15 protein-coding genes and 1 pseudogene are annotated in these 12,478 nt (G+C 60.9%); 7 read left to right on the forward strand and 9 right to left on the reverse strand.

Annotated elements, in window-relative coordinates:
* A pseudogene (locus tag P792_RS38310) lies at positions 1-475 on the reverse strand (hypothetical protein); the annotation flags it as partial.
* A 107-nt stretch (positions 476-582) separates the two neighbouring features.
* Here P792_RS38310 and P792_RS24235 point away from each other — a divergent pair.
* The gene (locus P792_RS24235) at positions 583-1,575 is read left to right on the forward strand and encodes an aldo/keto reductase (protein ID WP_235075406.1); all 993 of its coding nucleotides are present in this window, start codon (positions 583-585) and stop codon (positions 1,573-1,575) included.
* Between the two features lie 142 nt (positions 1,576-1,717).
* Positions 1,718-2,176 (forward strand): hypothetical protein, encoded by a 459-nt coding sequence (locus tag P792_RS24240; protein ID WP_023977874.1) that lies wholly within the window; start codon positions 1,718-1,720, stop codon positions 2,174-2,176.
* A 106-nt stretch (positions 2,177-2,282) separates the two neighbouring features.
* On the opposite strand, the gene P792_RS24245 is transcribed toward P792_RS24240, so the two are convergent.
* The 5 genes from P792_RS24245 to P792_RS36430 all read right to left on the reverse strand — a co-directional run bounded on the left by P792_RS24245 (position 2,283) and on the right by P792_RS36430 (position 5,425).
* Entirely contained in the window at positions 2,283-3,137 is an 855-nt protein-coding gene (locus P792_RS24245) for a hypothetical protein (protein WP_023977875.1), read from the reverse strand.
* A gap of 48 nt (positions 3,138-3,185) precedes the next feature.
* Positions 3,186-3,326: a hypothetical protein gene (locus P792_RS37400; RefSeq protein WP_023977876.1), complete on the reverse strand. Its 141-nt coding sequence runs from the start codon at positions 3,324-3,326 to the stop codon at positions 3,186-3,188.
* Between the two features lie 81 nt (positions 3,327-3,407).
* Positions 3,408-3,953, reverse strand: coding sequence for a cytochrome b (locus P792_RS24250; RefSeq protein ID WP_023977877.1), 546 nt, complete (start codon positions 3,951-3,953; stop codon positions 3,408-3,410).
* Positions 3,950-5,032 (reverse strand): catalase family peroxidase, encoded by a 1,083-nt coding sequence (locus tag P792_RS24255; protein ID WP_023977878.1) that lies wholly within the window; start codon positions 5,030-5,032, stop codon positions 3,950-3,952. The genes P792_RS24250 and P792_RS24255 overlap by 4 nt, the downstream gene beginning before the upstream one ends.
* Before the next feature lie 147 nt (positions 5,033-5,179).
* Positions 5,180-5,425, reverse strand: a complete 246-nt coding sequence (locus P792_RS36430; protein WP_081866716.1) for a DUF1272 domain-containing protein — start codon at positions 5,423-5,425, stop codon at positions 5,180-5,182.
* A gap of 253 nt (positions 5,426-5,678) precedes the next feature.
* Between P792_RS36430 and sodC the strand changes: the two genes are divergently transcribed.
* Positions 5,679-6,206 carry a superoxide dismutase[Cu-Zn] gene (gene sodC / locus P792_RS24260; protein ID WP_369794202.1) on the forward strand — a complete coding sequence of 176 codons (528 nt, stop codon included), beginning with the start codon at positions 5,679-5,681 and terminating at the stop codon, positions 6,204-6,206.
* Between the two features lie 47 nt (positions 6,207-6,253).
* On the opposite strand, the gene P792_RS0118080 is transcribed toward sodC, so the two are convergent.
* Together P792_RS0118080 and cobT are read right to left on the reverse strand one after the other, a co-directional pair.
* Complete coding sequence (locus P792_RS0118080; protein WP_031240178.1) at positions 6,254-7,027, reverse strand: adenosylcobinamide-GDP ribazoletransferase; 774 nt, start codon at positions 7,025-7,027, stop codon at positions 6,254-6,256.
* Complete coding sequence (gene cobT / locus P792_RS0118085; RefSeq protein ID WP_031240179.1) at positions 7,028-8,050, reverse strand: nicotinate-nucleotide--dimethylbenzimidazole phosphoribosyltransferase; 1,023 nt, start codon at positions 8,048-8,050, stop codon at positions 7,028-7,030.
* A 47-nt stretch (positions 8,051-8,097) separates the two neighbouring features.
* Here cobT and cobU point away from each other — a divergent pair, with 47 nt between their 5' ends.
* The 3 genes from cobU (at position 8,098) to P792_RS0118090 (ending at position 10,739) form a co-directional block, all read left to right on the forward strand.
* Positions 8,098-8,592, forward strand: coding sequence for a bifunctional adenosylcobinamide kinase/adenosylcobinamide-phosphate guanylyltransferase (gene cobU / locus P792_RS24265; protein ID WP_031240180.1), 495 nt, complete (start codon positions 8,098-8,100; stop codon positions 8,590-8,592).
* Positions 8,593-8,655: 63 nt separating this feature from the next.
* Positions 8,656-9,294 carry a cob(I)yrinic acid a,c-diamide adenosyltransferase gene (cobO, locus tag P792_RS24270; RefSeq protein WP_023977881.1) on the forward strand — a complete coding sequence of 213 codons (639 nt, stop codon included), beginning with the start codon at positions 8,656-8,658 and terminating at the stop codon, positions 9,292-9,294.
* Positions 9,295-9,308: 14 nt separating this feature from the next.
* Positions 9,309-10,739: a cobyric acid synthase gene (locus P792_RS0118090; protein ID WP_031240181.1), complete on the forward strand. Its 1,431-nt coding sequence runs from the start codon at positions 9,309-9,311 to the stop codon at positions 10,737-10,739.
* A 105-nt stretch (positions 10,740-10,844) separates the two neighbouring features.
* Here P792_RS0118090 and P792_RS24275 read toward each other — a convergent pair whose 3' ends face one another.
* Positions 10,845-11,186: a hypothetical protein gene (locus P792_RS24275; protein ID WP_023977882.1), complete on the reverse strand. Its 342-nt coding sequence runs from the start codon at positions 11,184-11,186 to the stop codon at positions 10,845-10,847.
* A 367-nt stretch (positions 11,187-11,553) separates the two neighbouring features.
* Here P792_RS24275 and P792_RS24280 point away from each other — a divergent pair, with 367 nt between their 5' ends.
* The gene (locus tag P792_RS24280) at positions 11,554-12,462 is read left to right on the forward strand and encodes a LysR family transcriptional regulator (protein WP_023977883.1); all 909 of its coding nucleotides are present in this window, start codon (positions 11,554-11,556) and stop codon (positions 12,460-12,462) included.
* The last annotated feature ends 16 nt before the right edge of the window (positions 12,463-12,478 follow it).

The following is a 12,478-nucleotide window of genomic DNA, read 5'->3' on the forward strand; positions in this document are numbered from 1 at the left end:
CATAGGGTCCGGTCAGCGTCCCGTCGATATAACGCGGGTAACCGAAGAGATTATGCCCGAAGATGGCCTGCACCAGGAATTGCAGCACGAAATATCCGCAACAGGTGACCAGGACCCAGCGCATTGTCGCCCGTGATGGTTCATCGCGCAGCGTCCAGACCTGAAGGGCTGCCGCCATGAGGGGAAACCGTATGGCGAGAATGGACTGCGTGAGCGCCTGCGACGAGCCAATGCCGATATGGGGCAGTGAGCAAACAATCTGCCAACCCCACCACAGCAGGGCCACACGGACCCAGAACTGCCGACCCCAGCCCCAGCCAAGCCCCAGCGCCGATTGCGCCAGCAGGCCGACGGCCAGCAGGTCCATCATGATCTCTGAAAACAGCCTGCCATGAGTCAGAAAGACAGGCAGAAGCAGCGTCGCCCCGAAACCAAGGCGATCAAGCACGGAAGTAAGGCGGGCGCGGCGTGTCATGATCTGCGGTGATGCCCGCTCGGCGCATCAGGCGCAAGTGAGGCAACGAACACGGTTCTCCACCGTATGAAACAGCATGTGACCTCACACGAATGGAGAAACCCCTCATGACAGCCGACACGATCAGCATCAGGAATATCGACAAGCCTGTAACACGCATCGCCTTGGGAACATGGGCGATTGGCGGCTGGATGTGGGGTGGCCCCGATGACGACAACGCCATACGCACCATTCACAAGGCGATCGATAATGGCATCAACTTCATCGATACAGCGCCAGTTTACGGATTTGGCCACAGCGAGGAGGTTATCGGTCGGGCGCTGGAGGGCGGCCGACGCGACAAGGTCGTGCTGGCCACAAAGCTTGGTCTGGCCTGGACAGATGACCAGAAAGTCTATCGTGACAGCCGCCCCGAGCGCATCCGCAAGGAGGTGGAAGACTCCCTGCGACGCCTTGGGACCGATGTGATCGATCTGGAGCAGGTGCACTGGCCTGACGGCAAGACCCCGGTTGAGGAAACCGCCCATGAGCTGGAAAAGCTTCGCCGCGAAGGCAAGATCCGCGCCATCGGGGTCAGCAATTTCTCGGTTGATGATATGGACCGGTTCGGGGCCATCACCCCGATCAGCACCATCCAGCCGCCCTACAACCTGTTCGAGCGCGTCACCACCGAGCGTCACATCCTGCCTTACGCCAAGGCTCATGACGCAATCGTGATGGCTTATGGTCCGCTTTGTCGCGGCCTTCTGGCAGGCAAGATGACGGGTGAAACGCATTTCCCAAAGGATGACCTGCGCAGCAGCGATCCGAAATTCCAGCAGCCGGTATTCGGGCGTTACCTCGCCGCTGTCGAGGCGCTGAAGGCCATCGCCGCGCGTCACGACAAATCCATGCTGGCGCTGGCCATTCGCTGGGTGCTCGATCAGGGACCGACTGTGGCGCTTTGGGGCGCACGCAAGCCCGAGCAGATTGATGGTGTGGCCGAGGCCTATGGCTGGTCACTGAGCGATCAGGACAAGGCCGAGATCGAGACCATCCTGCGTGACAACGTGCCTGATGCCATCGAGCCGGATTTCATGGCCCCGCCGCAGCGCGACTGAGCCATCCCCCGCGCGCCCTTCGCGCAGCGTTGGCCCGCCTTGAGGTCAACGCCTCGCGATCATGCAGGCGGGGCGGGAACGAAAAGCGATGCAGGGAGTTAACGAACCGCAACGCATTCCCTTTCTGAGAGGAACAATAACAATGCGCTCATTTACCCGCCGTGCCCTTGCTGCTTCGACCTTTGCCGCTGCGGCTCTGGCCGTCATGCCGGTAGCGCATGCAGCCCCCGATGCACTGGGCACCCCCGTTGGCCACATCACCCTGATGGCGAAATCCGCCGATGTGGGTATTGGCTATACCTGGGGCCAGGGCACGCTGACCTATGGTCACAAGACCTATCGCTTCAAGATTTCGGGCGGCAATATTGCTGCTGTCGGTTTCTCGAAAATCGAGGCAACGGGTGTCGTCTATAACCTGAAGAACCTGCATGATTTCGATGGTGGTTACGGCGCTCTGAACGGCGACGCGACGCTGGATCGTGGGATCGGTGGCGCTATTCTGAGCAACAGCAATGGCGTGAAGATCAAGATCACGACCGCAACACGCGGGGCGCATCTCGCCGCTGGCGGTCAGGGTCTGTCTTTCCAGCTGGTTGACTAAGCGTTTCAGCCGGACTGAAATGGGAGAAAGCGGCCATCCGGCCGCTTTTTTCATATCTGGGAGCCGGTTGCTGAGTTGGCACCAGTTCTTCCGCTGCCTACGCTCTTCAATCCAGCAAGGCGGCAAGGTGCTCCAGCATGTCGGCTCGTTTCATCGTGACCCAGGCTTCGGCGGCGTCACGCCCCCAGCAAGGATAAGCAGTGGCGGCGAAACTGCCCCATGCCTGCCGGTAGGCCAGAAAAGCGCTTTGGGCCTTTTCGATATCGCTCAAGTTGATGGTTGTGCCGCCGATGTTTTTATGGCCAGCAAGACGTTTCAGGGCTGCTTGCATGCGCGTATTGGCGGTATCGAGCTGCGCGCCGCCAAGAGGGGGCAGGGGCCTATGCCCGAGGCGCGCCAGCATCTGGGTGAAATCGCGCAGTTGCAACATGCGCTCCTGTATCTCGAAAGCCGCGCGCAGAGTGCCTGAGAGATCTGTCTCGTTGGCGGCGCGGGCCTCTCCCCAGAGTTTCTGTTGCGCCACAAGCGCGGAAAATGCCGGGCGGGCAGAGAGAGGGAGGCTGGACGCAAAATCCCGGATTTTCCGGTCCTCGGCTTCGCTCGCAATTCTCGCCTGATGGGCCGCGCAATAGCCGCCCGTAACGCCCGCCGTGGCGTCATGGCAGTAATCGAAAGGAGCCTTGTCCGTGCCTTCGGATATGGCCTGCAGATGCAACACCCGCAGGTCGCGCTCCGCCGGGGCAAAAGAGGTGGAACAGGCCAGATTCTGCGCATAGGCAATGTTGCGGGAGGTCCCCTCGCCATTGGCATAGATCATCATCAGCAGATGGCTGCCTGTATAACCCCACACGACCCGGGATGATTCCCGGGACTGTTCGGTAAAGGCACAGAGTCGCGCCCTGACGGGATCGGCCTTCATGCCGATACCAAAATACAGGGCCTCGCTGTCACATCCCCTCAACGCCTCGCGTTGCGCCGGATCCGGCCGGTCGCTCGCAGGGGGCGCGCTCTACTGCACCGCCGCACAGAGCGCATCGACCCGGCTGCCGGTGAGGGCCCTGTCGGTTGTCTCACTGGCCAGAGCAGGGCAGGGCTGCCACGCCAGCAGGGCAAGGGCGAGACCAAAGGCGGGGGAAGGGACACGCGGCATGGCAGGAGGATCCAAAGGTGTTTTGCCTCCCATGAACCGTTGCCCCGCGGCTTTGCAAGAGGGCACGGGAAGGCGCCGATGTCAGATCTCGTGATCCTGCCCCGTCATGCTCTGTAACACCCTGTCGCGCCTGATCAGGAAATGGAAAAGCGCCGCCCCGCTATGAGCCAGAATGAGCCCGAAAAGACAGAAGGCCAGTACGGTATGGGCGAGGCGTAGCCAGCCCCAGAGTGCTGCATCATGTGGCAGGATCGGGGGCAGAAGAAAGCTGTGGCCCAAAAGCGGGATCGGGTAACCGCCCGCCGAGAGCATGGCCCAGCCGAGCAGAGGTAACCCGATCATGAGCGCGTAAAGCGCCCAGTGCGATGCTTTGGCCATGAGCGCCATGAGATTCGGCAGATCGGCGGGCAGGGTAGGAGGCGGGTTCAGCCAGCGGTTGAGCAACCTCAGGACAGCCAGAAGCAGAATGGCCATGCCCAACGGGCGGTGAAACGACACGAGGCTATGGTAGTGCGGCCCCACACCGGAGGCCATGAACAGACCGACAAAGATCATGATCAGAATCAGTACAGCCATCAGCCAGTGCAGCAGGCGCGATGTCAGGCTGAAAACAGGGTGAGGGCTCATGATGCTTTCTCCGGCATCTTCTGCTCAAGCGTCGTGGGTGTGACGGCAGGCTGAGGCACGGGCTCGCGTGACCGTTCGGCAAAAGAGCGCATATAGGCCGCTGAACGGGCCTGAAGAACCGGATCGTCCGAGGCGCTTATTCCCTGCGGCAGGATCAACGGATCATAGGTGATGCCGGTGCAGGGGCCGGTCTCCTCGCTCTCGATCCTGTCAAGCGTCAGGGTGCCAGCCTCGATCTGCCTGTCCTGCGCAGACCAGGCCCTGCTTGGGTCATTGATGGCATCACCCGGACCGGCAAGGGTAAGCACCAGTGTCCAGCGTAGGGGATGGGCACTCATGGCCGCGGCAAGCTGCTCGAAGAGGGCGTCATCGCCTGTCAGGGGGGTGGTTACAACATTTTCCGCGGGGCGCAGGGCGAAGCGCATAGGGGTTGTGCCCCCCTTGGCATCGTGCAGCAGAAAGGAATCGAGGCTGTTATAGCGATCGTTTTCAAATCCGGGGGTAATCGGCCTTTTGGCCAGCGCCGCGCCGGCTTCAGCCAACCACGGATGGGACGCTTTGAAAGCCTGCACGCGCGCTGGCTCCGGCTTGCCCGTGGCCGGGTCGGGGCGAACAGCGATCTGGAGTGACTGGAACTCCGCCGGTGTGCGAACCGGAAAGACAGGGATGTCATTGACGCCCATGCGCCATTCCTGCCCGTCCGGTGCTTCCAGACTCAGCGCCAGCGAGCGCACCTTGCCCGGTGCGTCACCCTGATAGGGCATGCCACCGGCAAGAGCGAAGCGCCCGATGACCGGCACGCGACCTGCCTCGAAGAAGGGGGCTGTGGAATAGGTGGCGGCGGCACCATTGCCCTCGAACCACCCGGTGACACAAACACCCTTGGCATGGTTGCGCCGAAAGCCCGGATGATGGCCGTCCACGCTCTGCAAGGCGCCGAGCAGTGTGTTCTGTGTGACCCTGTGGGGGCTCAACCATCCGCCAGCGACAGCGAAGCCGATGGCGAGCAGGCAGGGAAGAGACGCCACACCAAGCCAGCGCCACGCACCGGACGAGGGGCTTGAAGCCTTGTCTGCCATGACCAATCAGCCTTGTGTACCTTCGGGTATGCCGTGAGCTGTCAGCACCATGCTGGCAGGGCTCACGGCCTACGCATGGCCCGAGGTTAGAGCATCGACACGCAGGGTATTAGAAAATTCCGGTTTAAAAACGACTTTAGGAACGACTCAAAGGCCGGGGCAGGGTTGCTCCCGTAACACACGGTGCGTCGAGGCGGGGCTGGAGGCCAGAAAGCGTGATGGCCGAACAGGGCGGGGCACCAGATCACCGCTGCAATTGGGACATACGCCCTTGAGGTGATCGGTGGCGCAGCGCACGCAGAATGTGCACTCGAAAGAGCAGATCATGGCATCGTTCGTAGCGGGGGAGAGATCCGCGTCGCAGCATTCACAATTGGGCCTGAGTTCGAGCATGGTGTTGCCTCCTTGTGCCTGGGGGTAAGCGAAACCAGTTTCGGGCAGGAACGCGGGCGGCACAAGCGTGGCGCACGGTTCTGGACCGGGAATAACCGGGACGGCGCGTCAGAACGGCATGTTGCGAAGCGGTCTCAACTCAGGCAAGCTTTCCGTTTCCCGTCCAGAACCTTTCCCGGCTGTCATCCGTTTCGGAGCAGCAGCGTTCTCTTCAACGTCGAGGTCAGATCTCATGCGTCATGCCATGAACAAGATGCTTTCTGTTTTTCTCCTAGGGGGGGCAGTCATCGCTCTCTCCCCTGCTGGTCTGTCACGGACGCAGGCGGCAGACAGTGCTAAGGGCACATTGCTGGGCACGGACGGCAAGGCGCATGGAACGGTCAGCGTGACCGAAGCCCCGCGGGGTGTTCTGCTGCATATTACGGCACAAGGTCTGGCGCCCGGCTGGCATGGCATGCATTTCCATGAGAAAGGCAGCTGTACCCCACCGAAATTCACCAGCGCAGGCGGTCATGTTCATGCAGTGACGCCTGTCGTGCATGGTCTGCTAACGCCGAACGCGAATGATGCCGGTGATCTGCCCAATCTTTATGTGGCACCCGATGGCACGGCGACTGTCGAGCTGTATTCGACGCTTGTGTCTCTGCATGGTGCAGGCGAGCGGCCCGCACTCAAGGATGCCGATGGTGCGGCACTGATCATTCACACCAGCCCCGATGATTATACGACCCAGCCGATCGGTGGCGCCGGTGCGCGTATCGCCTGCGCCGTACTCGACTGACAGTGTTCGGGCCTTTCGTCCCTGCGCGGGGTGAGAGGCCCTGACGTCTACAGGGGCAGCTTGTCGAACCCGTGCAGGCTGGCCCCCGTCAGAACCACAAGCTCGGTGATGATGGCTGTCGCGCCCAGAACGTCACCCGTGTAGCCGCCAATCAGGCGATAGGCGACGCTACACAGGCCAAGTGTGGCCAAACAGGCCACGAGAAAAAGGGACAGCGCCCCAAGGACGGAAAGCGAGCTGGCGATCAGGGCGGTCAGGATCATGGCAATCAGCAGGCCACGCGCTGGCAGATGGCGCAGCTCATGGGCCAGCCCATCGGCTCGGGCAGGACGCAGCCAGAGCAGGGGCAGCATGAGCGACAGGCGCGAGAAGGCCCCGGCTGTTGCCAGAATTGAGATGATATGGATCGGCTGGGTGGCAAGAGTTGTCATGGTGCCAGCCCGCAGTAGCATTAGCAGGCTCAGCGCAAGCCCGCCATAACTGCCGATCCGGCTGTCACGCATGATTTCAAGCCTGCGCTCTGGCGTACGGCCACCGAAAAACCCATCCACCGTATCGGCAAACCCATCCTCATGAAGGGCGCCTGTCAGGAAAAGCTGGAAGGCGATGGCCCAGCCCGTGGCAACGATGGCTGGCATGCCAAGGCGTATGCACAGCACCATCACCGTGCCGGTCAGCGCACCGATGGCCCCCCCGATCAAAGGCCAGCACCAGCTGGACCGTGTCAGGTCTATCTTCTTGTCGGGGGCATGAAGCCAGCCTGTTGGCAGGCGTGTCAGCAGGCTGAGACCCGCAGCGAAATCTGCGCGAATGATAGGCATTTAGCTCTTTATTGATCGATTATTCTCATCAAGAACGGCAATATCATCAAAACTTGCCATGCCATTGTGGCAGGCGAGGGCCGCTCGCACAAGCGGGATGGCCAGAGCGGCCCCGGACCCCTCTCCAAGGCGCAGCCCCAGATCGAGCAATGGCTCAAGATCGAGATGGGCGGAAAGACGGCTATGGCCCTGCTCACCCGAGCAATGGCCCAGCACGGTGTGAGACAGGCCAGAGGGATGCATCAGCGCCAGAGGCGCGACCGAAGCCGTCACGACAAAGCCATCCAGCACGACAGGAATGCGCCGGTGGCGGGCGGCCAGCGTGGCCCCCAGCAGGGCGGCCAGTTCCCATCCGCCATAGCGTCGCGCGAGTTCCAGAGGCGGGTGTTCGCGACCATGCAGGGCCAGCGCCGTATCGATGGCCCTGGCCTTGCGCGCGATACCGTCGTCATCCAGCCCTGCGCCGCGACCTGCCCATGTCGCGCCATCCCCGCCGAACAGAGCAGCAGCCAGCGCCGACGCTGCGGTGGTATTGCCCACACCCATTTCACCAAGGGCGAGCAGATCGCATTGTGCCGGGACGGTATCATACCCCGTTGAGACGGCCTGAAGAAAGGCCTCTGTCGTGAGCGCCGGCGCGCATGTCAGGTCGGCGCTGGGGGTGAGGTCCCCCACGGGTACGACGTGAAGCGACGCACCGGCCTGACGGGCCAGCTGGTTGATGGCGGCTCCACCCTGTCTGAAATTGCTGATCATGGCAGTGGTCACGCTGGCCGGCCAGGCCGAGACGCCCTGCGCCAGAACGCCGTGATTCCCGGCAAAAAGGCAGATGGCTGCCTGATTGATTTGCAGGGGACGCCACGCGCCGAACCAGGAAACGAGGGTTTCGAGACGTCCAAGGCTTCCAGCGGGTTTTGTCAGCCGTGCCTCTTGCTCCCTGATGGCGTCTTGTGCCGCAGCATCGGGCTCCGGCAGGGTTTCGCACGCGTTCCGGAGGGTTTCGAGAGAGCAGAAAGGTGACATGGCGCCTTTGTGTTGGGATAAGCCCGGTTCTGCAAGGGGGAGCGGTCATGAAAACCATACTTGTTCTGGGTGGTGCCCGATCCGGCAAGAGCCGCCATGCCGAAGCGCTCGTAACGGCGGAACCGGGGCCGTGGCGCTATATCGCGACGGGGCGTGCCTGGGATGATGAAATGCGCTCCCGCATTGCCCTGCATCAGGCACAACGCGGCGCCGGTTGGGAAACGATCGAGGCCCCCCTCGATCTGGCCACGGCGCTGGACGGCCCCGAACCGGCGCTTGTGGATTGCCTGACCTTGTGGCTCACCAACCTGATTCTCGGGGAGCGCGATATTGAACAGGCGACCGAAACCCTGCTTGATGCGCTGGACAGGCGCAGTGCCCTGACGGTTCTCGTCGGCAATGAGGTCGGGCTCGGCATCGTGCCTGAAAACGCCCTTGCACGACGGTTCAGGGATGAGGCAGGGCTGCTGCACCAGAAACTGGCCCAGCGGGCGCAGCGCGTCCTGTTTGTCGCGGCAGGCTGTGCGCTCGAAATGAAATGACCATGCATGTGGCCTCCTTCCGGCGGCTACTTCCTGAAGATGATGTGTTTGGAGACGAATGCGATGAGTGACCTGCCCGCTACCCCTGAGGGAGATCCTTCGGAGGCCGAACGTGATCGTCACCGCGCGAAAATGCAGCGCCGCAAGGAGGTGCAGGACCGTGAGGTGGCTGAAAAGACGATCGAGAAAGGGTTGATCGCGGTTCATACCGGCCCCGGCAAAGGCAAATCCACAGCGGCTTTCGGCCTTGCCCTGCGTATGCTTGGTTATGAGCGCAAGGTGGTTGTCGTGCAGTTCATCAAGGGGGCATGGGATACAGGCGAAAGGCGGGCGCTCGCCCGCTTTGGCGATCTGGCGCAGTTCCACGCATTAGGAGAGGGATTCACCTGGGAGACGCAGGACCGTGAGCGGGACATTGCCGCCTGCAAGCGGGCCTGGGAGCAGGCCTGTGTGGCGCTGGCACGCGAGGATGTGGCGCTGGTGGTGCTGGATGAGCTGAATATTGCTTTGCGCTATGGCTATCTTGACGAGGCCACGGTGCTGGCAGGTCTGGGCAGCCGCCCCGCGCATCAGCATGTTGTCATTACCGGGCGTAATGCCCCGGCATGGCTGATCGAGGCTGCGGATCTGGTCACCGAGATGACCCTGGTGAAACATCATTTCCGTGATGGTGTAAAAGCCCAGCAGGGCTTCGAATTTTGAGCCCTCGCGCCCTGATGTTTCAGGGAACGGGCTCCAATGTTGGTAAATCTGTGCTGGTGGCCGGTCTGGCTCGAGCACTGACACGGCGCGGGCTGCGTGTACGGCCCTTCAAGCCCCAGAACATGTCCAACAATGCTGCCGTAACGCCAGATGGTGGCGAAATCGGCCGGGCCCAGGCGCTTCAGGCGTTGGCCTGCGGGGTGGCGCCATGCGTGCACATGAACCCGGTCCTGCTCAAGCCGCAGTCAGAGCATGGATCGCAGATCATCCTGCAAGGCAAGATCTGGGGGCAGCGCAAGGCGCGTGAGTATCAGGCGGTAAAGCCTCTTCTGATGCCTGCCGTGCTTGAGAGCTTCCATCATCTGCAAGCTCAGGCGGATATTGTGCTTGTTGAAGGGGCGGGCTCGGCCTCAGAGGTCAATCTGCGCGCCAATGACATTGCGAATATGGGGTTTGCCGAGGCGGCCGATCTCCCCGTTATCCTGATAGGCGATATCGACCGCGGGGGCGTCATTGCCAGCCTGGTTGGAACGCGCACGGTTCTGTCGCCCTCGGATGCCGAACGCATCAGGGGATTCATCGTCAACCGTATGCGTGGCGATGCCAGCCTGTTTGCCAGTGGCATGAGTTTCATTGCCGAGCACACCGGCTGGGCACCCTGCGGTCTGGTCCCGTTTTTCCCTGCGATGCGCGAATTGCCGCCAGAGGATACGGGCGATCTGCCCACCGGCTGGCAGGGGGCAGGAGCGTGGCGTGTGGCGGTGCCGCTCATGCCCATGATTGCTAATTTCGATGATATGGATGCTCTGCGCGCCGAGCCAGCCCTGTCGCTGGTCTTCGTACCGCCGGGTGAGGCGTTGCCTGTCTGCGATCTGGTCATTCTGCCGGGATCGAAGGCGACGATTGCCGATCTGGATTTCTTCCGGGGGCAGGGCTGGGATATCGATCTTGCAGCACATCATCGGCGTGGCGGTCATATTCTGGGGATCTGTGGCGGGTACCAAATGCTCGGGCGCAGCGTGAGTGACCCGCACGGTCTGGAGGGCACCCCTCAAACCCGCGAGGGGCTCGGATATCTCGATATCGAGACCAGTCTGACGCCAGGCAAGACCGTGCGTCAGACAGGCGGCCATCTTCTGCCGTCAGGTGCTGCGGTTTCGGGTTACGAGATTCATGCCGGGGTTACTCAGGGGCCAGCCCTGTCGCGGCCCGTATTGTGCTTTGCCGATGGGCGGCTGGATGGTGCCTGTTCGGAGGATGGCCGTGTGCGTGGCACCTATCTGCATGGCCTGTTCGATCAGGCGGCAGCGCGCGCTACATTCCTGTCATGGCTTGGTGCCGGATCTTCCCCGTTCGATAACAGGGCCCGTATCGAGACGGTGCTCGATGCGTTGGCGGATCATCTTGAGGAGCATGTCGCGATCGATCGTCTCTTGTCGATCTGACGGGTCGCTTGCAGGCGCTTTGTTTCGCCTGTGTGCCGGCGAGAAGCCGGAATGCGCTACCGGTGGCCCGTTCGGCACGGGCCATGAGATGCAGGAAACCGAAATTCAGAAAGCGGGCACGGCCCGTGCCGTTTCGGAAAACAGCATGCGCACGTAGTTCAGCGCATCGAGCATGACGCCGTTCTCGCGCACTGAATAGGGATCGCCCTTGACCGACAGGCAAACCGTCTCATCGGCGCTGGCAGCGGAAACCTTGGGGAGGTAGACCCGCGAAACATTCTCGAGCAGGTTCCAGACAACTCGGATCGATACAGGATCGTTCTGCGCGTTGTCGAGAAGCCCTGTGTCCGTGCCGAGGAAAGAAATGGCGTCGTCCAGACCATCATTTACGGCGCAATGGGTTTCGCTGTCATCGTCAAGCGCGTGCGGAGCGCCATCGAATACCATCTTCGACTCATAATACTCGTGGTGAGAGTCAGAAAAATTGCGAACGAATGCGGCATTCCCCAAGGAATTATTCCAGCTGTTCACAGTTTCATTATGCAATGTCGAGGGTGGGTTAAATCTGTGCATCTCAATCTCCGGTCTTGTTTTTTATCGTGGGCCGCGTTTTCTAGAGAGACATTCGTAAAGGCGGTGTTACCTATTTGGTTCGTTCGGCGTATTTAACGATATGTAACGAATAAGACTGTTGAGTATCTGAAGTTTCATCGTGTTTTTACGATCCTGAGCATCGGCTGAAATGCTGTGTAAAAACAAGGAAAAATTTTGCGACGGATCGTGCGGTTTTTTAGAACGATGCCTGAGGGAATCCATGAGAAAAAAGATAAATTTCAATGGCATGGTTTACTTTATATCGGTGGTTGAGGCGGGGTCGATCTCCGGTGCGGCCCGGACGCTTGGCGTGTCAAAAAGCGTTATAAGCAAGGCGATTATCGAACTTGAGGCCTTTCTGCAGACCGATCTGCTGATCAGAACATCAAAACAGATTCTCCCGACGCGGGCCGGCGAGGTGTTCTACAGGCGCTGCAATTCAGGTGTAGAGGCTATTGAGACTGCTTTTCTCGATACGCAGAATCATGGCTCCATCCCCCAGGGCAAACTCCATATCCTCGCCAATGCCGCGTATGGGCGATATGTCGTCCTGCCGGTGGTTCATGCCTTCGCCGCACGATATCCGTCATGCCAGATCAGTTTTGCTCTGGGCGACGACGTGTCCGAGGCCACGATGACGTGGTTCGATGTGGCGATACGCACCCGTCCCTTCGACGATCCTTCACTGCATGTGCGACGGATCGGGGGGTATGAGCGGCATCTGGTGGCGGGGCGTGGCTTTATGGATCAGTACGGCCCGGTGGAGAGTTTCGATCAGCTCGCCCTTTTGCCGTTCATTGGCTATGTCGATGATCCCGGGCGGGATGGATGGCGCCTGTCTGCCGGGGGTGAGCCCCGCGGTCTGGGATCGAGCCCCTATCTGTCGCTGGGGCCAATCAACCTGATTCTTGAGAGTCTGATGGCCGGGCAAGGCTATTCGGTTCTGCCGGATTTTCTTTACGATCATCCGAGTGTTGCGTCGCAGCTGGTCAAGATCCTGCCTGAGTGGTCAGCCCAGAGCGGTGATATTCTGGCCTATGCCTACCCGACAAAACAGCGTTCGGCAGCGGTGCGTCTGTTCATCGATTGGATGAGCTGCGCCGCCCATGGGCTGCCCTTTCCCGATTGAAGGGGGGGCAGCGTGG

The organism is Asaia sp. SF2.1, from assembly GCF_000505765.1.
Classification (GTDB): domain Bacteria; phylum Pseudomonadota; class Alphaproteobacteria; order Acetobacterales; family Acetobacteraceae; genus Asaia; species Asaia bogorensis.

What these genes read in the sequence shown, in the direction of transcription:
- P792_RS0118090 (WP_031240181.1), top strand. Translation starts at nt 9,309, where the DNA reads ATGTTTCAGGGAACGGGCTCCAATGTTGGTAAATCTGTGCTGGTGGCC.
- P792_RS37400 (WP_023977876.1), bottom strand. Translation starts at nt 3,326, where the DNA reads ATGCCGCGTGTCCCTTCCCCCGCCTTTGGTCTCGCCCTTGCCCTGCTG.
- cobO (WP_023977881.1), top strand. Translation starts at nt 8,656, where the DNA reads ATGAGTGACCTGCCCGCTACCCCTGAGGGAGATCCTTCGGAGGCCGAA.
- P792_RS24275 (WP_023977882.1), bottom strand. Translation starts at nt 11,186, where the DNA reads ATGGTATTCGATGGCGCTCCGCACGCGCTTGACGATGACAGCGAAACC.
- cobT (WP_031240179.1), bottom strand. Translation starts at nt 8,050, where the DNA reads ATGTCACCTTTCTGCTCTCTCGAAACCCTCCGGAACGCGTGCGAAACC.
- P792_RS0118080 (WP_031240178.1), bottom strand. Translation starts at nt 7,027, where the DNA reads ATGCCTATCATTCGCGCAGATTTCGCTGCGGGTCTCAGCCTGCTGACA.
- P792_RS24255 (WP_023977878.1), bottom strand. Translation starts at nt 5,032, where the DNA reads ATGGCAGACAAGGCTTCAAGCCCCTCGTCCGGTGCGTGGCGCTGGCTT.
- P792_RS24250 (WP_023977877.1), bottom strand. Translation starts at nt 3,953, where the DNA reads ATGAGCCCTCACCCTGTTTTCAGCCTGACATCGCGCCTGCTGCACTGG.
- P792_RS24280 (WP_023977883.1), top strand. Translation starts at nt 11,554, where the DNA reads ATGAGAAAAAAGATAAATTTCAATGGCATGGTTTACTTTATATCGGTG.
- P792_RS24240 (WP_023977874.1), top strand. Translation starts at nt 1,718, where the DNA reads ATGCGCTCATTTACCCGCCGTGCCCTTGCTGCTTCGACCTTTGCCGCT.
- P792_RS36430 (WP_081866716.1), bottom strand. Translation starts at nt 5,425, where the DNA reads ATGCTCGAACTCAGGCCCAATTGTGAATGCTGCGACGCGGATCTCTCC.
- sodC (WP_369794202.1), top strand. Translation starts at nt 5,679, where the DNA reads ATGCTTTCTGTTTTTCTCCTAGGGGGGGCAGTCATCGCTCTCTCCCCT.
- cobU (WP_031240180.1), top strand. Translation starts at nt 8,098, where the DNA reads ATGAAAACCATACTTGTTCTGGGTGGTGCCCGATCCGGCAAGAGCCGC.
- P792_RS24235 (WP_235075406.1), top strand. Translation starts at nt 583, where the DNA reads ATGACAGCCGACACGATCAGCATCAGGAATATCGACAAGCCTGTAACA.